This is a genomic window from Labedella gwakjiensis (assembly GCF_003014675.1).
Taxonomy (GTDB): domain Bacteria; phylum Actinomycetota; class Actinomycetes; order Actinomycetales; family Microbacteriaceae; genus Labedella; species Labedella gwakjiensis.
Map to the genome: position 1 here is coordinate 2,290,468 of NZ_PYAU01000001.1, position 21,412 is coordinate 2,311,879.

The following is a 21,412-nucleotide window of genomic DNA, read 5'->3' on the forward strand; positions in this document are numbered from 1 at the left end:
CCGCCCTCGACGGATCGAGTGCGGGGACGCTGTCGGTGGTGCTGCGGGTCAGTGACCCGTGGTGCCGCCGTTCACGACGATGGTCTCGCCGCTCGTGTAGCTGGACTCGTTCGACGCGAGGTACACGTACGTCGAGGCGAGCTCGGCCGGCTGGCCGGGACGGCCGAAGGGCGTGTCCTCACCGAACGACGTGAGCTTCTCCATCGGGACGCTCGACGGCTGGAGCGGTGTCCAGAACGGGCCCGGTGCGACACCGTTCACACGGATGCCGCGCTCGGCCAGCTGGCCGGCCATCGCGCGCGTCCAATTGGTGATGCCGGCCTTGCTCGTGGCGTACTCCGCGAGCGACGGCGACGGCTGGAAGCTCTGAATCGAGCCGGTCGTGATGATGCCCGAGCCGGGCTCGAGGTGCGGCGACGCCGCCTTCGTCAGCCAGAAGAGCGAGTAGACGTTCGTCTTCATGACGTGGTCGAGTACACCCGTGTCGAGGTCGTCGATGCTGTCGACCGTTGGCATGATGCCCGCGACCATGACGAGCAGATCGATGCCGCCGAGCTTCGAGACCGTGTCGGCGACGAGCTGCTGGCACACCTCTTCCTTCGCGATGTCGCCCGGGAGGAGGGCGACGGTCCGACCGGCTTCCTCGACGAGCTTCGCGGTGTCCTCGGCGTTCTCCTGCTCCTCGGGGAGGTAGCCGATAGCGACGTCAGCGCCCTCACGGGCGAACGCGATCGCCACGGCGCGGCCGATGCCGGAGTCGCCACCCGTGATGAGCGCGCGGCGACCGGCGAGGCGGCCGTGGCCCTCATAGGTCTTCTCGCCGTGGTCGGGAGCCGGGTCCATCTTGTAGAAGTCGCCGGGGACGGGCTGCTTCTGCTCGGGGAACGGCGGCTGGGGGAAGGCCTTTGTGGGGTCGGTCAGATGGGACATGGGGTTCTCCTTCGTTCGTGCAACGGGTGCCGGAGGTTTCCGGCTGCTGCATAGGTTGTGGGGATGGCTATCTCACAAGGTGACAAGGTGTCGTGGAAGACATCGCAGGGTAAGACTCACGGCAAGACGGTGCGCAAGCGCGTGAGCGAGTTCGAGTTCGACGGGCAGACGTTCAAGCCCACGGACGACGACCCGTACTGGATCGTGGAGTCGTCGAGCTCCGGGAAGCAGGCGGCTCACAAGGAGTCCTCGCTCACCGCCGAGTGACGTCCCTTCAGGCGGCACCCGGGCGGATCCGTCCGATGAGGTCGGCGGCGTCGGCCGGCGGGTTCGCGAGCACCTCGCGAGCCTCGTCGGTCCCGCCGTCGGTCCGCCAGAGGAGCACGCCCACGGGGCGTCCCTCCTCCAGGTAGTAGACGACGCCCGACTCGAGCTCCTCGGTCCAGTCCTCGATCGTCTCGAGCGAGGCGTCGAGCGTGCCGACGGCCTCCCACGAGAACTCGAAGACGTCGGAGTAGAACGACGGCGTGTGCGTGTAGGCCTCGTCGGCACCGGCGATCGACCGGCCGGCGGCGCGACCCATCTGCTCGGCGTTGTCGACGTGCTCCACGCGGGTCCGGCCGAGGATCGCGTCGGGGTATGACGCGACGTCGCCGGCCGCCCAGATGTTCTCGTCGGCGGTGCGGAGCCGCTCGTCCACGACGATGCCGTCGTCCACCGCGAGTCCCGCTGCCTCCGCGATCCCCGTGACCGGGGTCACGCCGAGTCCGGTCACGACGACGTTCGCGTCGAGAGTGGTGCCGTCGTCGAGGCGGAGCGTGACCGCGTGGTCGTCGATCGAGACGGACTCCACGCGTCGGCCCGGACGCACCGTGATGCCCGCGGCCCGGAAGCGGTCTTCGACCCGGTGGGCGAGATCCGCGGGGAACGCCGAGCCGCCGAGCGTCTCGTCGGGCGTGACGAGAGTCACCTCTGTCTCGTTCTGCACGAGCGCCGCCGCGAGTTCCTGGCCGATGTAGCCGCCGCCCACCACGACGGCGCGAACACCTGCGCCGGAGCGCTTCCGCAGCGCGTGGTAGTCGCTTGCGCTGCGGAACGCGATCACACGGTCGTCCGATTCGCCGTCGAGGGTGCGGGGTGCGCCGCCCGTGGCGAGCAGCAGCTTCTCGTACGAGATGGTGTCGCCGCCCGCCGTCGTGACGGTGCGGGCCTCGCGGTCGATCGCCGTGACCTCGGTCTCGAGCCGGATGTCGGCGCCCGTCGCCTCGGCCGTGCCGAGAGGCACCTTGTCCCAGGTGAACTCGTCGTCGGTCCAAAGCTTCTTCGACAGCGCCGGACGCGTGTACGGCTCGTCGACGTCGGCACTGAGGATGACGATCGATCCGTCTTCGTCGACCTCGCGGATGCCGCGGGCCGCCGAGTCGGCGACCATGCCGCCGCCGATGATCAGGTACTGGGGGGTGTCCATGTTCCGGTCCTCCGTGGTGGGTGGAAAGAAGGGTGGATGGGAAAGGGTGAGGCGTGTGGCCGCGGACGCGACAGCGGCCCCCCGCGCGCGTTCGCGCGTGGAGCCGCTGTCGGTGGTGTCGTGTGTCCGGACCTAGCTGGAGCGCTTGGCGGTGCGGTTCTCCGCGCCCACCATCCAGGCGTACTGCTCGAGCTTCTCGATGATCCCGTGCAGGATGTCGGCGCTCGTCGGGTCGGCCTCGTCGACGGTGTCGTGCACCTCGCGCATCGTGCCGACCGTGGCCTCGATCCGCTGCACCACGAGGTCGACGGCCTCGGTGGTGTCGATCTCGCCGTGCGGGAACTCGGGGAGAGTCGTCGTGGCCGAGACCGTGTCGCTGCGGCCGTCCGGCACCGCGTGGAGGGCGCGGAGTCGCTCGGCGACCTCGTCGCTGAATTCGCGCGCGGCGTCGATGATCTCGTCGAGCTGCAGGTGCAGGTCGCGGAAGTTCTTGCCGACGATGTTCCAGTGCGCCTGCTTGCCCTGGAGGTGCAGCTCGATGAGGTCGACGAGCACGGCCTGCATGCTGTCGGTGAGCTCCTTCGTCGCGACGAAGCCCTTCTCGGCGTTCTGGCGGCGGGTCTTCTTGGCGCCCGAGTCGGCCGGGGCGGTGGCGGTGCGGTCGAGAGTGTCCGTCATCTCTTCTTCTCCTTCTTGCCGCTCGTTGCGCGGCGTCGTCGTTGATGGATGGTGGTCTGGAAACCGGTGACGCTCACGGTGTCTTCTCGCGGCGTCTGACATCAGTCTTCTCTGGTCGAGGAGTGACCGCACGGGGTTGCGCAGTGTGATCCAGCGGACGACGAGATAAACGCTGATCTGGTGAATGCCTGATGAGGGTATGATTCCGGGGCGGCGTCCGAGTCGGCGTCGACTCGACGTTCAGGAAGGTCTCAGGCTGGCGGGTTCGGACGGCGGCGCCGACCCGGATCGCGCCGCCCCCGGCTAGGTTCACGGCTCCTGAATAATGGAGTCATGAACCACAACGCCGTGCAGCTCGTCGAAGTCCCCTTTCCGCTCATCCCCAACGAGGACTGGTCGTGGCAGCACGACGGTGCCTCGGTGACGGTGACCGCGAAACCGCACAGTGACTTCTTCATCGACCCGAGCGGCGAGGGTGGCGTGGCCGCCGAGTCGCTCATGAACGCGGTGGCCGTTCTCGGCGACCCGCCGACGGGGGATTTCACGTTCTCCGCCCGCGTCGGAGTGGACTTCCGAGACACGTTCGATGCGGGAACGCTGTTCCTCTGGGCCGACGAGACGCACTGGGCGAAGCTGTGCTTCGAGTTCTCGCCCGACCGCACGCCCATGGTCGTGTCCGTTGTGACACGCGGACTGTCGGACGACGCGAACGGCTTCGACGTCGACGGCCGTGAGGTGTGGCTGCGGGTCGCACGCCAGTCCGGGGTGTGGGCGTTCCACGCCTCGGTCGATGGCGAGCGCTGGAACTTCGTCCGCGCCTTCTCCTTCGGCCCGGTGTCGAGCGACGTGCGCGTGGGACTCGAGGTGCAGAGCCCCACGGGCGAGGGCTGCGATGTGACGTTCTCGGATGTCACCTTCCGCTCGGTCGCCCTCGCGGACCTCCGCGACGGGTCCTGACGGGAGAGTCTCGAATGTCACCGGAATCGGAGTCGACGGTTCTTGAGACGCCGCGCCTTCTACTGCGTCGGCAGGAGGTGGGTGACGCCGCCGTCTGGCGCCGGCTCTGGACGGAGCGGGACCCGCGCGTGCCGCCGCACCGCCGGATCGATCCGCAGGGGCGCCCGTCCGTCGAGGACATCGCGGCGACCATCCGCGACCACCGAGACCAGCCCGGTCCCGGCCTCCTGACCGTGGAGCGGAAGGACGAGGGCGACGTCATCGGGTACTGCGGCCTCGTCTTCACGGGGAAGGGTGAGGGTGACGAGCCCGAGCTCGTCTTCGAGCTGCTCCGGGCCGTGCACAACCGCGGCTACGCGACGGAGGCTGGTCGGGCGGTGATCGAGTGGGCCGCCGACGCCGGCCACCGTCGCTTGTGGGCGACGGTGTGGGACTGGAACGTCGCGTCGCTCCGTGCTCTCGAGAAGCTCGGCTTCCGCGACAGTGGTCGTCCGGGTACCGACGTCGAGCACGGCCGGATGATCGTCACTGTTCGCGAGAGCTGACGAGGAAGCGTCCACGGTAGCGGCTCGCCCACCAGACGAGCGTGCCGGCGAGAGTCAGCGCGGCGAGCAGCCCGGCGACGTGCACAATCAGTGACGGCACGCCGTGCTCCGGGAGGAGGAATCCGTACGGGACCCATCCGTCCGTCGCTCCGCGGATGAGGACGACCGTGATCCAGACGGCCGGGTAGGGGAGGACCAGCCAGAGGCCCGACCACCGGAGCGGCCTCCGGTCGCCGATCAGGACCCAGTCGAGCAGCACCAGAACGGGGACGACGGCGTGGAGCGTCACGCTGACCCACGGCGGGGCGGACCCGGTGCCGGGGACGAGCACGTTGTAGACCACCGCGACGATGATCAAACACGCGGTCGCAACGGCGCGGCATGCGGTGAGCAAGGCGGGCGCCGGCCTGCGCCGCACGCCGAGGATCCCGGTGAGAACGAGGACGACAGCGATCAGGAGGCTCGTCAGATTCGTGAAGTAGCCGAAGAAGTCGAACGGGTTCCGATCGCCGCCCTCGACGTACGCGAACCCCAGAACACCGAGGATCACGACCCCGAGCACGAGCCGTGCGACGGCGACGGGCCGGCCGGCGATCGGTGTCTCGTCCGCGGAAGCCATACCCGCGACAGTACCGGTCGGATTTCAGAGCGTCCGTACGAGACGTTCGAGGAAGGCTCGGCCGAAGACCGCTCCTCCACCGGCCGACTCGTGGAGCAGTGAGCTCACGGCTCGAGCGTGCGCGACCTCGATCGCGTACTCGGGATCGGATGCGGTGAGCCGACAGAACCGCCGCAGCCGGGTGCGAAGCACCTCGCCCGGATCCGGGACGGCGGAGAGATCGGAGACGCGTGTGAGGCAGACGGTGAACGCGTCCCATGCCACGGGTCCCCGCACGGCCGTCGGGTCGATCGCGAGCCATGGGCGCCGTCTGGCGGCGAGCACGTTCCCTTCGTGCAGGTCGCCGTGGATCAGGGTGGTCCCGTCATCCCGTCCGACCGCCCGGATCGTCTCCCGTGCCCGCGAGACGATGCCGTCGCTCAGCAGCCCGTGAGCGTTCGAGACCTGCTGATCGAGCTGCTGTTCCCAACCGCCTGCGGTGTCGGCGAGCGACGGAGCATCGGCGGGTGCCGGAATCGCAAGGTCGCTCGCAATACTCGCCGCCACGTCGATCCACTCGTCCGCAGTCAACGTGGCGGTGGGACCCGCCGGACCGGCTCGCTCGAGGAGCAGAGCATGTCGCTCAGTGTCCTCCGCAAAGAGGCGCACACACGCGCGGTCGGACAGGGTGCGGAGGGCCCATCCCTCCGACCGTTCTCGATTCTCCGGGAACGGTACCTTGAGCACTGCCGGGGTGCCGCGGTACCGCACGGGAAGAATCAGCCCGACCCGCCCGCTCAGCGCGTCGCCGTCGACACGCAGATCCCACCGGCGAACGAGCTCGTCGACGGTGGTCGGCAGCTCTGCGATCCACGATGCTCCGCGCGAATCCTCCCGCGCGATGATCACGTCGGCGAAGGCGTCGGGAAGGAAGGGGCGACTGATGACGGGATCCTCTCCTCAGTCAGTAGAGCATGTAGTCGTACTGCCGGGGGAGCACGGCGACCGCCACCAGGGTGAGTCCCACCACGATCACGATGCTGAGGCACACCGTCGTTCTGCCCACGACGCGCAGGCCACGTCGTGGTGGCTTCACGTGTGACAGTACGACGACGCTCACGAGGGAGACGAGCCACGCGAGAAGAAGGACACAGCCGATAACGACGACGTATTCGCTTTCGCCGGCTTCCCAGGCCAGCCCGCGCTCGAACCCCGCCCGCTGGAGATCGAGCCCGGCAAGGCTGAGGAAGGCCGCGCCGAGGGCTCCGAGGACGACGCCGATCGCGCCGACGATGATCGTGATGAACGTGCGCACCGTCAACGCTCCGGAGTCCGCTGAGGAGGCTTAGGCATCGGGCCCGCTTTCGAAGAAGACGGCCTCGAAGGCGACATCCGGGAGTTCTGCGCGCAGCCGGCTGACGAGACCGGACCCGTCGGCGATCCACCCGCGTCCGAGGGATGCGGAGGGCCAATAGTCGGACGGCGATGATGCGTCCATGTCGAAGTTGTCGGCCCACACCTTCACCCAGGTGCGGAGATCGTCCTCCAAGTCGGGAGAGAGGTTCAGGTCCGACGGGTCGGCGCCCTCGATCTGATCCGACCAGAGGGGCCACGACGTGCCCCACTCGGGGAAGACCCGGATGCGAGAGGCTCTCATTCGTTCAATCTACGTCGGACCGTCGACGGAACCAACGGCGCCCGTCCGACGGCGGAACGCGTCGAGCGGCGCGTTCGCAGTGTCGGCGCCTATCGCGTGAGCTCCTCGATCGTGATGGCCGCGTTGATCAGGGCGAGGTGGCTGAGGCCCTGGGGCAGGTTGCCCCAGAACTCGCCCGTCACCGGGTCGAGCATCTCGGAGTAGAGGCCCACGTCGTTGGACAGGGCGATCATGCGGTCCATGAGGTCGCGGGCGTCGTCGGTGCGGCCCGTGCAGGCGAGAGCGGACGCGAGCCAGAAGCCGCACGCCACGAAGGGGAACTCCTCGCTCTCCACGCCCGAGTAGCGGTACGGCGGGCCGTCGGTGCCGAGCTCCGCGATGATCGCGTCGATCGTGGACGCCATGCGCTCGCCGCGGTCGAAGCCGCTCGGTGCGTGCAGCAGAACGGACGTGTCGAGCTCGTCGCCGCCCGCGAACATCGTCCACGCCTGCTTCTCCTCCGACCAGCAGTTCTCCCACACCCACGTATGGATGCGGTCGCGCTCGGTGCGCCAGCGGTCGACGCTGCCGGTGAGCCCGGCGACCTCGGCCAGGTGCACGGCGGCGTCGAGCGCCTGCCAGCACCCCATCATGCTCGACGTGTGGCGGCGCAGATCGGGGAGCTCCCACATGCCCGAGTCGGGGCGGCGCCACAGGTCGCACGTCGTGTCGGCCGTCGCGGCGAGCAGACGTCGCGTCGGCACGTCGAGCACGTTGCCGGCGTCCACGTGGAGGCGGGCGATGTCGAGGAGGTCGCCGTAGACGCCGAGCTGCAGCTGCTCGCCCGCGGGGTTGCCCGTCACGACCGGACCGATGCCGCCCCAGCCGGGCACGTCGTGCTCCACGGGGTCTCCTGGCGGGTTGCCGTGCAGGTCGAAGAACACACGCAGCGGCGTCCCGTCGGCCTTCACCGTGCGGAGCATCCACGAGAGCGCCGCGTGGGTCTCCTCGCGCAGCCCGAAACGCACGAGCGCGTGGGTCGTGTACGCCAGGTCGCGGATCCACGCGAAGCGGTAGTCCCAGTTCTTCCCGCCCGTGCGGCTCTCGGGCAGCGACGTCGTGGCGGCGGCCGCGATCGATCCCGTCTGGCTGTGGATGAGGAGCTTGAGGGCGAGGGCGCTGCGCTGTACGGCGTCCGCCCACGGCCCGTCGTACGTGAACACCTTCGACCACTGGCGCCACTCGTCCACCGTGCGCTGCACCCGCTGCACGGCCTCCTTCGGGTCGGGCACGTGCAGGGGCTCATCATGCGTCGCGGCGATCACGAGCGCGTGGGTCGAACCCTCGCTCGTCGTGAAGGAGCCCTGCGGCATGCCGTCGCCGTCCTCGCCCACCTCGCGACCGTCGCTCGGGCGCTCGGTCTCTCCGGGGCCGTGGTCGCAGCCCGTCACCGCGATGGAGACCGAGTCGACGTGGAGGATCGCGCACTCGTCGGGTCCGGGGTCGGTCGGCCGCTCCGGGTCCTCCCCGATCGTCGGCAGGTACTCGACCCACGGGGAGACGGTGCCGAGGGCCGTCCCGGGCCGCACCACCCAGCGCATCGCCACGGTCCCCTTGACGCCTTCGATGCGGCGAGCGAGCTCCGTCCAGGGGAGCGGTCCGGCGACGCCCGTGACGAGCGCATCGGTGACGCGCACCGATCCGGTGTCCGTGGTGAATGTGGTTTGCAGAACGTTCGTGCCGTTCACGTAGCGACGCGACGACCGGAACTCGCCCTCCGGCCGCAGCTCGATCCGTCCGCCGCCCACCTCGTCGAGGAGCGCGGCGAACACGGGGACGCCGTCGAGTGCGGGCACGGCCAGCCAGTCCACGCGACCGTCCGGCCGGATGAGCGCGGCCGTCTTGCCGTCGCCGATCACGGCGTAGTCGCGGAGGGGTGCGTAGTCGTCGGACGGGGCGGGAGGGACGGCCTTCATGTCCTCACCCTAGGCAGACCGCCGCGGGCGGAGGGGGTCCTTGCGGTGCGGGACCGAGCGCCACAGGGTGCGTACTCGAGCCTCAGCGGTCGGGATCGGAGCCGGTCAGGGTCGCGACCACGGTCGCCGCGATCCGGTCGGCCCCCGCGTGGTCGTTCGCGGTGATCGTCACCACCGCGTCTTCCGCAAAGATGAGCAGCTGGCCGTAGGCGCCGTGGAGTCGCCAGGCCGCGCCGGGGCCGTCCCAACCGGCGAGCGCGTAACGCGAATAGCCGGGGTTCACGCCGGAGATCACCCAATCGGAGTGCATCGCGTCGATCCACTCCGGTGACACGAGCTGTACCCCGTTCCACCGGCCGCGATCGCGGATGAGGCGGCCAATGCGTGACAGCTCCTCCGTGCGCAGTGCGAGCCCCTCGCCTGCGGCGATGAAACCCAGGGGGCAGCGGTCCCAGCGGGTGTCGGCGATGCCGAGCGGCGCGAAGAGCTTTCGCTCGAGGTACGCGCCGACGTCGCCGACCCGCGCCTCGAGCACGCGCATCGCGGTGTACGTGCTCGCGTTGGAGTACTGGAAGATGCGGCCGCGTGACGGCCGGCTCAGGAACTCGAGCGCCAGGTCGGGCCAGTCCGTCAGTAGGGTCGGAGACCAGGGCAGGTCCACGCCGCTCGACATGCTGAGGAGCTGCCGCAGGGTGACCTCCGCCGTGCCCTCGCCGAACGTCGCGTCGGGCAAGACGGACCCGACCGTCGTATCGAGCGTGATCAGTCCCTCGTCGGCGGCGAGACCCGCGGCGAGCACGCAGATCCCCTTCGCAGCGGAATGGATGTCCTCGCGCACGTCCTCTGTCCAGCGGTGGCCGGCCTCCTCGTCCCCGGTGAGAACGTGCAGGCCGTGCGCGCCGAAACCCTGCTCGGCGACCTGCTCGACGATGCGGTCACGGACGGTCTCGGCTCGGGTCACCCGTCCAGTCTGCCCGGTGCTCAGGCGAGCAAATGCTCAGTCTGCGAGGTGACGGAGGTACCGCCCGGGTTCGTCGAGGAAGCGCCGCCAGTGCTGCACCACGTCGAGGTCCTCCCACGTGCTCGGGCGGATGCCCCACGGCCCGGTCTCGAGGATGCGGGCGCCGGGAAGCGACGCGAGCACGGGGGAGTGGGTGGCGCACAGCACCTGCCCGCCCTCGGCGACCACCCGCTGCAGGGTCGCGATGAGCGTGAGGACGGACGAGAACGACAGGGCCGCCTCGGGCTCGTCGAGGCAGAAGAAGGCCGGCCCGTCGAAGCGGCTCTCCAGGATCGCGAGGAACGATTCGCCGTGACTCATCTCGTGGAACGCCGGCTCGGGACCCCACGACGAATTCTCTTCGAGATACGTGTAGAAGGAGTGCATCGTCTCCGCCCGCAGGAAGAAGCCCCACCGGTTTGCGCCCAGCCCCCGTCTCAGCCGGAGCCAGTCGGACAGCGGCGACTCCGAGGTCCGCGTGGAGTGGTGTGCGCCCGTCGAGCCTCCCTCGGGCGACATCCCGTACGCGAGCGCGATCCCCTCGAGGATCGTCGACTTGCCCGAGCCGTTCTCGCCCACGAGGAACGTGACACCGGGGGAGAGCTCGAAGCCCTCGTCGAGCACCTGCCGGACGGCCGGGATCGTCGCCGGCCACTGCCGCTCGTCGACCTCTGCGTCGTCGCGGCGATCCACACGGATCACGGGAGCCTCGCGCCATGCCATGCGTCGAGTCTCTCTCAGCCTGCAGATCATGCGCTGGAGCCGGCTCGTCACAAAAAGTCGCATCCGAGCCGTTCCGGTGGTGCTCGTGCGAGCCTGATCGTCAACATTCGACCCCGACGCGAGTCGACCCCCTGCCGAGAGGAGCACACGATGCCCGACCAGAACACGAGGCCGCGCGGCTTCTCCACGCAGCAGGTGCACGCGGGCGCGGACGAGCCGACGAGCGGCGGCGTCAATCCGCGCGCGCTCCCCATCCTCGCGACCGCCGGCTTCGTGTTCGACGACTTCGACCAGGCCGCCGACCGCTTCGGCGAGGTGGGCGGCTACTCCTACACGCGCGTCGGAAACCCCACAGCGTCCGCCGTCGAGCGCCGGCTGGCCGTGCTCGAAGGCGGAGCGGACGCGCTCCTGCTCGCGAGCGGGCAGGCCGCCGTCACCGCGACGCTCATCGGGCTCCTCGGTGCGGGCGACCACTTGCTCGCCGCGTCGAGCATCTACGAGGGAACGCGCGGGCTGCTCCTCGACAACCTGTCGCGACTCGGCATCGAGGCCGACTTCGTCGACGACGCGAACGACCCTGACGCGTGGCAGGCCCTCGTGCGTCCGACGACGCGCGCGTTCTTCGCCGAGTCGATCCCCAACCCGAAGAACGACGTGCTCGACATCGCCGCTGTCGCGGACACCGCGCACGCGGTCGGCGTGCCGCTTGTGATCGACAACACCCTCGCGACCCCTTACCTCCTCCGCCCGCTCGAGCACGGCGCCGACATCGTCGTGCACTCGGCGAGCAAGTTCCTCGCCGGCCACGGCACGGTCCTCGGCGGCGTGATCGTGTTCGGCGACCGCTTCGACTGGACCGTGCGGCCCGACCTCTTCCCGCACCTCACGACGGCCGGTCGCGACGGCCGCTCCCTCACCGACCGCCACGGTACCCTCGCGCTCGCCGCCTACGCGCGCGACTCGGTCGCCCTCCGCTTCGGGCCCACGCCCTCGCCGTTCAGCGCCTTCCTCATCCAGCAGGGCATCGAGACGCTCTCCCTGCGCATGGAACGGCACGCGGCCAACGCGCTCGCCGTGGCGCGGTGGCTCGAGGAGCAGCCCGAGGTGCTCTCCGTCGACTACGCGGGGCTCGAATCGAACGCGTACCACGAGGTGGCGGCGCGCTACCTGCCACGCGGCTTCGGCTCGGTGTTCGCCTTCACGCTCGCGGGTGGCGCCGACGTGGCCCGCACGTTCATCGACTCCGTCGACGTGTTCACGCGCATGACGCACCTCGGCGACGTGCGCTCGCTCATCCTCCACCCCGCCTCCACGAGCCACGTGCAGCGCACCGAGGAGGAGCAGCGGCACGCGGGCATCTGGCCGGGACTCATCCGCCTCTCCGTCGGCATCGAGGACGTGGAAGACCTCATCGACGACCTCGACGGAGCGTTCCGCGTTCTGCGGTCCGGAGCCGAGACGGAGGGCGCGCTGTCCGCCCCCACGCGCACGGACGCGGCGGCGGTGCTCGGATGAGCCGGCTGCAGCACTTCGGCTGGTTCCTCTCCCGCGGCTTCGGGCCGCACGGCTGGGGCCACCCGTACCTCGACTGGGATTACCGCTGGGAGCGGCCCTACCTCTACCAGCAGTCCATCCGCACACTCGAACAGGCGGGGCTGGATCTGCTGATCGCCGAGGACGCGCTCTCGCTCGGCAATCCGGAGACGATCGATCTGCGCATCCGCGGGGCCTACGGCGGACCGAAGCACGATCCCCTCATGCTCGCGCCGTTCCTCTTCGCGGCGACGTCGCACATCGGGATCGCGCCCACCGTGAACGCCGGCGCCTATCCGCCCTACCTCGCGGCGCGCCAGTTCGCCACGCTTCACCACCTGAGCGGGCACCGGTTGGGCATCAACGTGGTGACCGACACGGGCAGCGCACGGCACTTCGGCGTCGAGTCGCTCGGCCACGACGCCGCCTACGCGCGCGCCGACGAGTGGACCACGGGCGTGCGCCGGTTGTGGGACAGCTGGGGCGATGGCGCCCTCGTCGCTGACCGCGCGACCGGCTACTACGCCGACGCGTCGAAGCTCGAGGCCGTGCAGCACCGCGGCGAGTACTTCTCATTCGACGGGCCGCTCAACGCGCTGCCGTTCACCGAGGGCGCTCCCGCGATCGTGTCACCGGGTGGTTCACCGCGCGGCTTCGCCTTCGCCGGCACCCACTCCGACGTGCAGCTCGCGCTCGCGCCGCTGTCCGTGCAGGGTGTGCGCGACTACCGGGCGCGTGTGCACGAGGCCACGATCGCGGCCGGTCGTGCACCGAGCGACATCAAAATCCTGCTCGTGTTCAAGCCGATCATCGCGGCGAGCCCGGATGAGGCCGACCGGATCGTGGAGGCCTCGCAGCACCCGAGCGACGCCGACCTCCTCGTGATCGCTGCGGGGCTGTCGAGCGACCTCGAGACCGACCTCACCGGCCTCGACCTCGACGCCCCGATCGACGAATCGATCTTCGGCGACCACGTCTCGCGCGGCACGATCGCGGGGCTCCGCGGGGATGCGACGAGCTTCGCGGACGTGACCCTGCGGCAGCTCCTCGAGCGGAAGGCGCGGCTCGGCCGCATCACCGACCGCGCGGGCTTCGTCGGCACGGCGGAGGAGATCGCCGACTTCATCGAGGAGCTCGGTGCGGAGGCCGACAACGACGGCTTCATCTTCTCCGGCGACCTCCACCCTGTGACGGTGCACCGCATGCTCGGGGAGCTCGCGCCCATCCTGCGCCGACGTGGCCTGCTCCGGCGCGAGTTCGGCGACGGCGGCATCCGCGCCAACCTCAACGACTTCTAGGACCTCGCCCGTCTCGCGGATGGTCGACGTGTCGATGCGTGCCGCGGTGCGCGCGAAGACGGGCGCGATAATGAACCCCATGAGCGCACCCCCGAACTGGTATCCCGACCCGTCGTCCGACGGACTGGTCCGATGGTGGGACGGCGGGCGATGGACGGAGCATACCCAGCAGGCGCGGCCCGTCGTGCACACTGCCCCGCGGCCCAACGGGAACAGCTACGCTGCGGCGTGGTGGATCGGCGGCATCGCGTTCGCGCTTCTCGTGCTCGCCGGCGCCGTTCTGCTCTTCACCATCGTCACTGCCATCGTTCCGCTGGGGAGCGACTTCTTCGAGACCTGGCAGGGTGTCTACTGCGGTGAGACGCAGCAGTGCGACGGGTGAATCGCGACTGAACGCGTGAGCGCCTCAGGCGCGCGCCTTGTCCGCCTTCGCCTTGGCTTTCGCCTTGTCGGAGTCGGCGAAGAGCGTCTCCGCCTGCTCGAGCTCCATGCCGTTCGTCTCCGGGATCTTCTTCCACACGTAGAGGAACGACAGGAGCGCGAGGGCTGCGTACATGCCGTAGGTGAACGTGAGAGAGAACTCGGAGAGCGGCGGGAACGTCACCGTCACGAGGAAGTTCGCGATCCACTGCGCGCCGGCCGCCACACCGAGGGCCTTCGCGCGGATGCGCGACGGGAAGATCTCGCCGAGCAGCACCCAGACGAGCGGACCCCACGACGCGCCGAAGCCGACGACGAAGAGGTTGGCGGCCACGAGGGCGACGGGGCCCCACACGCCGGGCAGCGACACGTCGTCGCCGGATCCCTGGGCGAAGGAGAACGACAGGGCCATGGCCCCGAGCGACAGCGTCATGAGGAGCGAACCGCTGAGGAGGATCGGCTTCCGTCCCACGCGGTCGACCAGCACGATCGCGACGATCGTCACGAGCACGTTCGTCACGGACGTGATCACGCTCACGAGCAGCGAGTCGGACTCGCTGAAGCCCACGGCCTTCCAGAGGCTCGTGGAGTAGTAGAAGATCACGTTGATGCCGACGAACTGCTGGAATACGGAGAGGATGATGCCCACCCAGACGATGGGGTGGAGGCCGAACGCCTTGCCGCGCAGCGAGGCGTTGGCGTTCTTCTTGTCCTCGTCGATCGCGGTCTGGATGTCGCGCACCGCGCGGTCGAGGTCGTCCTTCGGCACCAGTCGGGCGAAGATCTTCTGCGCCTCCTCCTTCCGACCACGTGTGAGCAGATAGCGCGGCGACTCGGGCATCGTGAACGCGAGGATGCCGTAGACGGCGGCCGGCACGACGCCGACGAGGAACATCCAGCGCCACGCCTCGAGGCCGAGTGCGAACTGGGCGGACGCGCCGCCCGCGACGTTGGCGAGCACCGCGTCGCTGAGCAGGGCCGCGAAGATACCGAGGGTGATCGCGAGCTGCTGGAGCGAGGCGAGGCTTCCGCGGATCTGGCGAGGCGCGATCTCCGCGATGTACGCGGGGGCGACGACGGACGCGATACCGATGCCGATTCCACCGATGATGCGCCAGACCACGAGGTCCCACGGGCTGAAGGTGAGGGCGGAACCGACGGAGCTCGCGAAGAACATCACGGCACCGATCATCATGACCCGCAGGCGACCCCAGCGGTCGGAGAGGTTTCCGGCCACGACGGCGCCGAGCGCACAGCCGAGGAGCGCGACCGCGACGATGAAGCCGGTGAGCGCGGCGCCGAGCTCGAAGTTCGCGTCGATCGCATCGACGGCGCCGTTGATGACGGACGAGTCGAAGCCGAACAGGAATCCACCTACCGCAGCGGCGATCGAGAGCGCGACCGCTCGTCGACCGTATGGCGTCTTGACGGTGTAGCGGGTGTCGTCTGGGGCCTTGCTCTGCTCAGTCACTCGAACACGCTAGTACCGCGTTCGCCGAAGGTCGCGAGGGTGGACAGGCGAGTTGCGGAGGAGTACGCCGCCGGTTGGGTCGTGGTCAGCGCGCCATCGACGAGAATGGGCACGTGACAGCCCGGATGACGATCGGCGATTTCTCTCGCGCGACGAGACTCACGGCCAAGGCTCTTCGCTTCTACCACCGCGAGGGCATCCTCGTCCCGGCATCGATCGATCCCGACAGCGGATACCGTCTGTACGCACCGGAGCAGATCGCCGACGCCCAGGTGGTCCGACGGCTCCGCTCGCTCGACATCCCCGTCGGCACCGTCCGCGAGGTCCTCGACGCCCCCGACCTGGCGACGCGGACGGACCGCGTCTCCGAGCACCTGGCGCGGCTCGAGTCGCAGCTCGAGAAGACGCGGTCGGCTGTCGCCATGCTGAAGGGTCTCGTCGCCGAGGCGCCGCTCCGGCCGGGTATCCTCCACCGCAGCGTGCCGGCGACACCGGCCGTCGTCATCCGCGAGACCATCGACCTCGCCGACCTCGGTCCCTGGTACGACGATGCGCGGGCGGAGCTGCGTGGGCTTCTCTCCAAGCGGGGCGTGCGCCCGTCCGGTCCGCTCGGCGGGCTGTGGTCGACCGCGCTGTTCCTCGATGAACGGGGGAAGGCCGCTCTGTTCCTCCCCGTGACCTCGATCGAGGGGTTCGGCGCGCTCCCCGGTCGGGCCACGGCAGAGGTGCTTCCGGCCGTCGACCTCGCGGTCGCCGTGCACCGCGGCACGGATGACGGCATCGACGGGACGTACGGGGCGCTCGGTGCCTATGTCGCCGAGCACGAACTCGGGGTGGATGGCCCGATCAGGGAGTCGTACGTAGAGGAGTCGACCGGCGAATCACCGGAGCTCGTCACCGAGATCGGGTGGCCGATCTTCCGCGTCGCCCGCTGAGCCGCTCCGCTTGACCTTGCCCCAAGGGGAAGGGGGAGCGTGGGGTCATGACAACCACAACACACCTGTCCCCGTCCGTCTCCTCCTACCTCCACCTCGCCTCGGCCGACGACAAGACCCCGGCGGCCGAGCTCTTCACCGTCGACGCCGTCGTGCGTGACAACGACGATGTCCGTACCGGTCGCGATGCGATCCGCGCGTGGCTCGCCGGATCTGCGAGCGAGTACACCTACACGTCCACGTTGCTGACGGCCGAGGAGTCCGACGGCGTCGCGCGCCTCTCGATGCTCCTCGAGGGCGACTTCCCCGGCGGTCGCGTGACCCTGAACTACCGGTTCGAGCTCGACGCCGACGGACTCATCGGGGCGCTCACCATCAGCGTCTGATCCTCAGCGGCTGCAGAGCGCCGGCCCGGCTCGCCTAGCTGCTGTAGTCGGTGGACACGGCCAGCTCATGCCCCGCCTCGATGTCGGCCGCGAGTGCCTCGACCTTCGACGACGCGAGCTGCGACGAGTCGGAACCGAGCTGCTGGCGAAGCGGACCGTCGCCCTTCTCGGCGATGGCGATGATCGCCGCCGCAGCCCTGCGCGGGTCGCCGGGCTGGGTGCCGGGCATCGCGAGGTGCGCCTCGACCATGTCCCGGATACCCGGGTACGCATCCGTCGTGGTGGACGGGAGGGCGAGCGACTCGCTCGTGAGGAAGTCGGTGTCGAAGTAGCCGGGCTCCACGATGGTGGCGGCGATGCCGTGGTCGGCGACCTCGGCCGCGAGAGACTCCGTGAGTCCCTCGACGGCGTACTTGGCTGCGCAATAGAGCCCCCACCCGGGGAAGGAGAGCAGTCCGAGGATGGACGAGACGTTGATCACGTGGCCGGAACGTGCGGCACGCATCGTGGGGAGAACGGCTCGGAGCACGTTCCACGTCCCGTTCACCTGCACATCGAACATCGCGCGCACGTCGGCGTCGGTCGTCTCCTCGACCGCCGCGAGGTAGCCGTACCCCGCGTTGTTGACGACGACATCGATGCCGCCAAAGCGCTCGACGGTGTCATCGATGGCACGCGAGACCGCCGCCTCGTCGGTGAGCTGCACCTCGAGCGGGAGCAGGTTGGTGGTGTCGACACCGTCGAGTGCCCGGAGCAGCCGGTCGGTAGACCGGGTCGTCGCGGCGACACGGTGTCCACGGGTGAGGAGCTCGATCACGAGACTGCGCCCGAGTCCACGGGAGGTGCCCGTGACGAACCAGGTGGCTGGACGGTCGGTGGGGTATGTCATGGTCTGGATCCTTTCGTCGGTGAATCCAGCCTGCGGCCGAGCGGCCAGCCGGTCAGGGTCATATCCAGCCCTCGTCCGCCTAGGACGGAGAGACCCAGGCGGCAGGGGGCGCCGCCGCGCGAGAATGGCGGGATGATCGAGCGGAATCAGGAACTCGCCGACTTCCTCCGTCGGGCTCGCAGTCAGGTCGACCCGGGTCGCACCGGCCTGCCGGCCGACGGCCGCGTGCGCCGTGTACCCGGGCTGCGGCGGGAGGAGGTGGCGATGCTCGCCCAGGTATCTGCCGACTACTACACGCGCCTGGAGCAGGGTCGTCCGATCAGCCCGTCGCCGTCGATCGTCGACGCGATCGCTCGCGCGCTCGATCTCGACGAGGCCGGGCGGAAGCACCTCCGGGACCTCATCGGCGCGGAACGGAGCGTCCGACGCTCACGACGTCCGACGTCCGTGCAACGTCCGCGCCACGGCCTCCTGCAGCTGCTCGACTCCCTCGACGGCGTGCCCGCGCTCCTCCTCGGACGTCGCACCGACGTGCTCGCAACGAACGCCCTCGGCCGCGCCCTCCTCGCCGACTTCGACGCGATGCCCGCGAAGGACCGCAACTACGCCCGATGGATGTTCCTCGCCGACGACGCCAGGGAACTCCTGGTCGACTGGGACCTGCAGGCGCGGGCCGTTGTCGAGAACCTGCGCCTCGACGTCGGACGCGATCCGCACGACCCGGCCACGGAGGCCCTGATCGGCCAGCTCACCATCGCGAGTCCGGAGTTCGCCGCCTGGTGGCGCGAGCACCGGGTTTTCGAGCGGACCTACGGCGACAAGCGCTTCCGCCATCCGGTGGTGGGGGAGCTCACCCTGCACTACGAATCGCTCACGCTGCCGGGCGACGCGGAGCAGACGCTCTTCCTCTACACGGCGGAGGTGGGAACGGCGCACCGCGACGCCCTCGACCTGCTGGCGAGCTGGGCGCTCTCCGCGTCGGGCCGCGCGCGTCGGACGCCGTCTGCCCAGGAGGGGACGGCGTCCATTCCGCTCGGCCCGGCGACGCGGGACCGCTAGCGCGGAGCGCTCAGACCGCGGCGCCGCCGAAATGAGCGGGGAGCGTCGCCTCGGAGCGGGCGCGCAGGTCACTCGCCTCGATCGTGAAGACGTCCTGGACCTCGAGCGCCGTCCCGTCGGTCACGCCGATGCGGAGCACCGGGTAGCCACGCACGTCGCACAGCGCCTGGAAGCGCACGTCGTCCTCACGCGGGACGGAGACGATGACGCGACCCGTGGACTCCGAGAACAGCGCGGTCGTGAGGTCCACGCCGTCGCGCTGCATGATCTCGCCGAGCCACACGCGGGCACCCACGCCGAAGCGCATGACGCTCTCGGCCACGGCCTGCGCGAGCCCGCCGTCCGAGAGGTCGTGGGCTGAGGCGAGGAGCGACTGCTGCGAGGCGGCGTGCAGGAGGCCGGCGAGCTGCTTCTCCGCCGCGAGGTCGACGGCCGGCGGGCGACCGCCGAGGTGGCCGTGCACCGTGGCGGCCCACGCGGATCCGTCGAGCTCCTCCGCCGTGGTGCCGAGGAGGTAGATGTTGTGGCCCTCGTCCTGCCATCCGGACGGGACGCGGCGTGCGACGTCGTCGATCACGCCGAGCACGCCGACGACGGGGGTCGGGAAGATGGGGGTGTCACCCGTCTGGTTGTAGAACGACACGTTGCCGCCCGTCACGGGGATGCCGAGCTCGAGACAGGCGTCCGAGAGTCCCTCGACGGCCTGCGAGAACTGCCACATCACCTCGGGGTTCTCCGGGCTTCCGAAGTTGAGGCAGTCGGTGACGGCGGCGGGAACCGCGCCAGAGACGGCCACGTTGCGGTACGCCTCGGCCAGGGCGAGCTTCGCGCCCTGGCTCGGGTCGAGCTGGCAGTAGCGGCCGTTCGCGTCGGTGGCGATCGCGAAGCCGAGACCGGACTCCTCGTCGACGCGGATCATGCCGCCGTCGTCGGGGAAGCTGAGCGCCGTGTTGCCGAGCACGTAGTAGTCGTACTGGTCGGTGATCCAGTTCTTCGACGCGAGGTTCGGCGACGCGACGAGAGCGAGGAACTGCGACAGGACCTCGTCGGTGCCGTCCGGGCGGGCGAGACCTGCGGTCGTGTCGGCGTTGAGCGCGTCGATCCACGTGGGGTACGCGACGGGGCGCTCGTAGACGGGGCCGTCGACGGCGACCGTGCGCGGGTCGACGTTCACGATCTCCTCGCCGTGCCAGTCGATCACGAGGCGGCCGGTGTCGGTGACCTCGCCGAGCACGCTCGTCTCCACGTCCCACTTCGCAGTGACGGCGAGGAACGCGTCGAGCTTGTCGGGCTCGACGACCGCCATCATGCGCTCCTGCGACTCCGACATGAGGATCTCCTCCGGCGTGAGCGAGGGGTCGCGCAGCAGCACGTGCGAGAGCTCCACGTGCATGCCGCCGTCGCCGTTCGAGGCGAGCTCGCTCGTGGCGCACGAAATCCCGGCTGCGCCGAGGTCCTGGATGCCCTGCACGAGGTCGTCGCGGTACAGCTCGAGGCAGCACTCGATGAGCACCTTCTCGGCGAAGGGGTCGCCGACCTGCACGGCCGGACGCTTCGTCGGCCCCGTGCTGTCGAACGAGTCGGAGGCGAGGATCGACGCACCGCCGATGCCATCAGCGCCGGTGCGTGCGCCGAAGAGCACGACCTTGTTGCCGGCACCGGTGGCGTTCGCGAGGTGCAGGTCCTCGTGGCGGAGAACGCCGACGGAGAGCGCGTTGACGAGCGGGTTGCCCTGGTACACCGGGTCGAAGTAGGTCTCGCCGCCGATGTTCGGGAGCCCCAGGCAGTTCCCGTAGAAGGAGATGCCCGACGTCACTCCGTGCACGACGCGCGCTGTGTCGGGGTCGTCGATCTTGCCGAAGCGCAGCTGGTCCATGACGGCCACGGGGCGGGCGCCCATCGAGATGATGTCGCGAACGATGCCGCCTACGCCGGTCGCGGCTCCCTGGAACGGCTCGATGTAGGAGGGGTGGTTGTGGCTCTCCACCTTGAAGGTGACGGCCCAGCCCTCGCCGATGTCGACGACGCCGGCGTTCTCGCCCATGCCCACCATGAGGTTCTTCGTCATCTCCGGCGTGACCTTCTGGCCGAACTGGCGGAGGTAGATCTTGCTGGACTTGTAGGAGCAGTGCTCACTCCACATGACCGAGTACATGGCGAGCTCGCCCGAGGTGGGGCGACGTCCGAGGATCTCACCGATGCGGGCGTACTCGTCGGGCTTGAGGCCGAGGGCCGCGTAGGGCTGCTCCTTCTCCGGCGTGGCTTTCGCGTTCTCGACGGTGTCGGCGACGGCGGTGGGGGACGCGGGGGTGCTCACGGCGCTTGGGGCTCCTCGATACGGGCGGACATCGCGTGGAAGGGGATGGCGGTGCGGTGACGACGTGTCGACTCGATCCTACCCGCGCCGGAGCGCTCGTTAACGGACGAAGCCCCTGCTGCCGGGGTTACCAGGCGACCATGTGTGTGGCTTCGGTGTCTTGCCGGTGCTCGTCGTTAACGGACGAAGCCCCTGCTGCCGGGGTTACCAGTAGCAGGGGCTTCGTCTCTCCGACTGAGGTGTGACGTCAGGCCGGGAGTCCGAGGGAGAAGCGCACGGCGTTGTTCTCGTCGAGCTGCGCATCGAGGATGCGGTCGGAGAGTGCCGTCGCGGCCTGCTCTTCGAGGAAGACACGTGCTCCCTCTCGTTCGATGATCTGGTCGGCGGCCTCCGGAGCGGGGACCACATCGACCGCGAAGTCGGTGGTGCTGTCTGCCTGGCTGATACGCAGGCCACCTTCCGTCGTGCCGACGGACTGGTTGGTGATGGTGCGGACGAGGGTGCTGGCGGTCTCGGTCATGGTGAGCATGTCGTCTCCTGACGTGTCGTTGTGCGATCTCGTTCGTCTTCTACGATTCCCCCCGGTCGGGGGG

Annotated in this window: 23 protein-coding genes; 9 read left to right on the forward strand and 14 right to left on the reverse strand. The window is 69.5% G+C overall.

The window, feature by feature from the left end; all coding sequences use genetic code 11:
* Nucleotides 1–48 precede the first annotated feature (48 nt).
* On the reverse strand, nt 49–930 hold the full coding sequence (locus tag CLV49_RS10850) for an SDR family oxidoreductase (RefSeq protein ID WP_106563555.1): 882 nt from the start codon (nt 928–930) through the stop codon (nt 49–51).
* Between the two features lie 63 nt (nt 931–993).
* On the opposite strand from CLV49_RS10850, the gene CLV49_RS10855 reads away from it, so the two are divergent.
* The gene (locus CLV49_RS10855) at nt 994–1,197 is read left to right on the forward strand and encodes a hypervirulence associated TUDOR domain-containing protein (RefSeq protein ID WP_106563556.1); all 204 of its coding nucleotides are present in this window, start codon (nt 994–996) and stop codon (nt 1,195–1,197) included.
* 7 nt (nt 1,198–1,204) lie between these two features.
* Here CLV49_RS10855 and CLV49_RS10860 read toward each other — a convergent pair whose 3' ends face one another.
* On the reverse strand, nt 1,205–2,398 hold the full coding sequence (locus CLV49_RS10860) for an NAD(P)/FAD-dependent oxidoreductase (protein ID WP_106563557.1): 1,194 nt from the start codon (nt 2,396–2,398) through the stop codon (nt 1,205–1,207).
* Between the two features lie 132 nt (nt 2,399–2,530).
* Complete coding sequence (locus tag CLV49_RS10865) at nt 2,531–3,076, reverse strand: Dps family protein (RefSeq protein WP_106563558.1); 546 nt, start codon at nt 3,074–3,076, stop codon at nt 2,531–2,533.
* 333 nt (nt 3,077–3,409) lie between these two features.
* Between CLV49_RS10865 and CLV49_RS10870 the strand changes: the two genes are divergently transcribed.
* Nucleotides 3,410–4,033, forward strand: coding sequence for a DUF1349 domain-containing protein (locus CLV49_RS10870; RefSeq protein WP_106563559.1), 624 nt, complete (start codon nt 3,410–3,412; stop codon nt 4,031–4,033).
* Between the two features lie 14 nt (nt 4,034–4,047).
* The gene (locus CLV49_RS10875) at nt 4,048–4,578 is read left to right on the forward strand and encodes a GNAT family N-acetyltransferase (protein ID WP_106563560.1); all 531 of its coding nucleotides are present in this window, start codon (nt 4,048–4,050) and stop codon (nt 4,576–4,578) included.
* Here CLV49_RS10875 and CLV49_RS10880 read toward each other — a convergent pair.
* From CLV49_RS10880 to CLV49_RS10910, 7 genes are all read right to left on the reverse strand, one after another.
* On the reverse strand, nt 4,559–5,197 hold the full coding sequence (locus CLV49_RS10880; RefSeq protein WP_106563561.1) for a Pr6Pr family membrane protein: 639 nt from the start codon (nt 5,195–5,197) through the stop codon (nt 4,559–4,561). The two genes, CLV49_RS10875 and CLV49_RS10880, sit on opposite strands and share 20 nt — an antisense overlap.
* Before the next feature lie 24 nt (nt 5,198–5,221).
* Entirely contained in the window at nt 5,222–6,085 is an 864-nt protein-coding gene (locus CLV49_RS10885; protein ID WP_158261956.1) for an aminoglycoside phosphotransferase family protein, read from the reverse strand.
* A gap of 55 nt (nt 6,086–6,140) precedes the next feature.
* Nucleotides 6,141–6,491, reverse strand: coding sequence for a hypothetical protein (locus CLV49_RS10890; RefSeq protein WP_106563563.1), 351 nt, complete (start codon nt 6,489–6,491; stop codon nt 6,141–6,143).
* A gap of 30 nt (nt 6,492–6,521) precedes the next feature.
* On the reverse strand, nt 6,522–6,833 hold the full coding sequence (locus CLV49_RS10895) for a hypothetical protein (RefSeq protein ID WP_106563564.1): 312 nt from the start codon (nt 6,831–6,833) through the stop codon (nt 6,522–6,524).
* An 89-nt stretch (nt 6,834–6,922) separates the two neighbouring features.
* Entirely contained in the window at nt 6,923–8,788 is a 1,866-nt protein-coding gene (locus CLV49_RS10900; RefSeq protein WP_106563565.1) for a glycoside hydrolase family 15 protein, read from the reverse strand.
* Between the two features lie 82 nt (nt 8,789–8,870).
* Nucleotides 8,871–9,749, reverse strand: coding sequence for a serine hydrolase domain-containing protein (locus tag CLV49_RS10905; protein ID WP_106563566.1), 879 nt, complete (start codon nt 9,747–9,749; stop codon nt 8,871–8,873).
* A gap of 36 nt (nt 9,750–9,785) precedes the next feature.
* A complete protein-coding gene (locus CLV49_RS10910; RefSeq protein ID WP_106563567.1) occupies nt 9,786–10,511 on the reverse strand; it encodes an AAA family ATPase in 726 nt (241 codons plus the stop codon).
* A 150-nt stretch (nt 10,512–10,661) separates the two neighbouring features.
* Here CLV49_RS10910 and CLV49_RS10915 point away from each other — a divergent pair, with 150 nt between their 5' ends.
* From CLV49_RS10915 to CLV49_RS10925, 3 genes are all read left to right on the forward strand, one after another.
* On the forward strand, nt 10,662–12,026 hold the full coding sequence (locus CLV49_RS10915) for an O-acetylhomoserine aminocarboxypropyltransferase/cysteine synthase family protein (protein ID WP_106563568.1): 1,365 nt from the start codon (nt 10,662–10,664) through the stop codon (nt 12,024–12,026).
* Nucleotides 12,023–13,342: an LLM class flavin-dependent oxidoreductase gene (locus CLV49_RS10920; RefSeq protein WP_106563569.1), complete on the forward strand. Its 1,320-nt coding sequence runs from the start codon at nt 12,023–12,025 to the stop codon at nt 13,340–13,342. Before CLV49_RS10915 ends, CLV49_RS10920 begins: the two co-directional genes overlap by 4 nt.
* A 79-nt stretch (nt 13,343–13,421) precedes the next feature.
* On the forward strand, nt 13,422–13,724 hold the full coding sequence (locus CLV49_RS10925; protein ID WP_208019792.1) for a DUF2510 domain-containing protein: 303 nt from the start codon (nt 13,422–13,424) through the stop codon (nt 13,722–13,724).
* A 24-nt stretch (nt 13,725–13,748) separates the two neighbouring features.
* Here CLV49_RS10925 and CLV49_RS10930 read toward each other — a convergent pair whose 3' ends face one another.
* Nucleotides 13,749–15,233 carry a sugar porter family MFS transporter gene (locus tag CLV49_RS10930; protein WP_106563570.1) on the reverse strand — a complete coding sequence of 495 codons (1,485 nt, stop codon included), beginning with the start codon at nt 15,231–15,233 and terminating at the stop codon, nt 13,749–13,751.
* A gap of 113 nt (nt 15,234–15,346) precedes the next feature.
* Between CLV49_RS10930 and CLV49_RS10935 the strand changes: the two genes are divergently transcribed.
* Entirely contained in the window at nt 15,347–16,168 is an 822-nt protein-coding gene (locus tag CLV49_RS10935; RefSeq protein WP_127054323.1) for a MerR family transcriptional regulator, read from the forward strand.
* A 47-nt stretch (nt 16,169–16,215) separates the two neighbouring features.
* A complete protein-coding gene (locus CLV49_RS10940) occupies nt 16,216–16,554 on the forward strand; it encodes a nuclear transport factor 2 family protein (RefSeq protein WP_106563572.1) in 339 nt (112 codons plus the stop codon).
* 34 nt (nt 16,555–16,588) lie between these two features.
* On the opposite strand, the gene CLV49_RS10945 is transcribed toward CLV49_RS10940, so the two are convergent.
* Entirely contained in the window at nt 16,589–17,443 is an 855-nt protein-coding gene (locus CLV49_RS10945; protein ID WP_106563573.1) for an SDR family NAD(P)-dependent oxidoreductase, read from the reverse strand.
* A 132-nt stretch (nt 17,444–17,575) separates the two neighbouring features.
* On the opposite strand from CLV49_RS10945, the gene CLV49_RS10950 reads away from it, so the two are divergent.
* Nucleotides 17,576–18,502, forward strand: coding sequence for a helix-turn-helix transcriptional regulator (locus CLV49_RS10950; protein ID WP_106563574.1), 927 nt, complete (start codon nt 17,576–17,578; stop codon nt 18,500–18,502).
* A gap of 10 nt (nt 18,503–18,512) precedes the next feature.
* Here the strand turns inward: CLV49_RS10950 and purL are convergent, their stop codons facing one another.
* Together purL and CLV49_RS10960 are read right to left on the reverse strand one after the other, a co-directional pair.
* A complete protein-coding gene (gene purL, locus CLV49_RS10955; protein ID WP_106563575.1) occupies nt 18,513–20,819 on the reverse strand; it encodes a phosphoribosylformylglycinamidine synthase subunit PurL in 2,307 nt (768 codons plus the stop codon).
* 247 nt (nt 20,820–21,066) lie between these two features.
* The gene (locus CLV49_RS10960; RefSeq protein ID WP_106563576.1) at nt 21,067–21,348 is read right to left on the reverse strand and encodes an iron-sulfur cluster assembly accessory protein; all 282 of its coding nucleotides are present in this window, start codon (nt 21,346–21,348) and stop codon (nt 21,067–21,069) included.
* Nucleotides 21,349–21,412: the final 64 nt, after the last annotated feature.